The organism is Haloferax profundi (assembly GCF_001469865.1).
Classification (GTDB): domain Archaea; phylum Halobacteriota; class Halobacteria; order Halobacteriales; family Haloferacaceae; genus Haloferax; species Haloferax profundi.
Genome location: NZ_LOPV01000587.1, coordinates 1 through 1,225, shown reverse-complemented (window position 1 = coordinate 1,225; position 1,225 = coordinate 1). Strand labels below are relative to the sequence as shown.

Genomic DNA, 1,225 nt, shown 5'->3' with positions numbered 1-1,225 from the left:
AGTTCGCGGGCCAGTCGCTCTGTCTCCACGTCGATATCGAGGCCCGACGCGAGTCGCCCCACGTACTGCAACGGGCTCGCCGGCTCGACGGCTAAGCCCAGTTCGCGGACGATGTACCGGTAAGCCCGCTTGAACTCGACTTCGTCGACACGGCTCACTGCAGCGACTTCCACGATACTCCGAGGGGTCTTCATCTGTCGGGCCGCGGCGTAGAGCGATGCCGTCGCGATTCCTTCGATAGTCCGACCGGGTAAGAGTCCCTCTTCGAGGGCACGGCGGTAGATGACGCTCGCAGTCTCGCGGACGTCGTCTGAGAGGCCGAGTGCGCTTCCCATCCGGTCGATTTCACCGAGCGCCTGTTTGAGATTTCGTTCTTTGTGGTCGCGGGTTCGGAACCGTTCGTCCCACGTCCGGAGACGCTGGACTTGCTGGCGCTGTCGTGTGCTCAACGCCTTCCCGTAGCTATCGCGGTTCTCCCACCCGATGTGGCTCGAAAGCCCCTTGTCGTGCAGGAGTTTGGTCGTCGGAGCACCGACCCGACTTCTGTTTCCTTCTTCAGTCGCGGTGTAGGCTCGCCACTCCGGCCCTCTGTCGATGTGGTCTTCGTCGACGACGAGGCCACACTCGGTACACGTCGTCTCCGCGTGCTCTGCGTCTGTGGCGAGGCGGCCTCCACACTCGGGACACGCAGTCTGTTCTTTTCGCTTGACTTCTTTCTCGTCGACAGTCGATGTGAAGTGTTCTCTTTTTGGGTTGATTTCTACTGAACTCATGGTACGAATTAGGTGTCCGACCGCTGTTTCGGCGGCCACGGTCGAACTTCGCTTACTCTAAGTAAGTGGCAAGGATATTTAAACCTTTGCCATATCTTTATATATTCATGCACATGTTTAAATACCTAATTCGAACCGCACAGATACGGCGGCGAGAGCAAAAACCACACATTCCAGAGAATCGCCGTTCATACCAACAGTCTTTGACCCGGCGGTGAAACTACCGTCCCCGGTCATGAAACCGTATCCTCCGACCCCTGACCTCACCGACGCCCACGAAGCAGTCCTCTCGAGTGGTCACCTCTGGCTTCGCGAGTACGTCTGTGGGCGCAGAATGCGGTTTCAGATGTCGTCGTCCGGCCTTCTCGTGTTCGGAGGCCGGGAACGTGTGTTCGACGACGTCCCATCGCCGTACGAACACGCGGTCAGGCACGTCCGCGAGCAGTTCGACC

Annotated in this window: 1 protein-coding gene and 1 pseudogene; one reads left to right on the top strand and one right to left on the bottom strand. The window is 58.8% G+C overall.

The features are described from left to right. Positions 1 to 773: transcription initiation factor IIB (locus AUR66_RS17305; protein ID WP_082682265.1), on the bottom strand; the 773-nt coding region annotated here is incomplete at its 3' end. A gap of 235 nt (positions 774 to 1,008) precedes the next feature. On the opposite strand from AUR66_RS17305, the pseudogene AUR66_RS17300 reads away from it, so the two are divergent. Then, positions 1,009 to 1,225 (top strand): annotated as a pseudogene (locus tag AUR66_RS17300) (hypothetical protein); the annotation flags it as partial.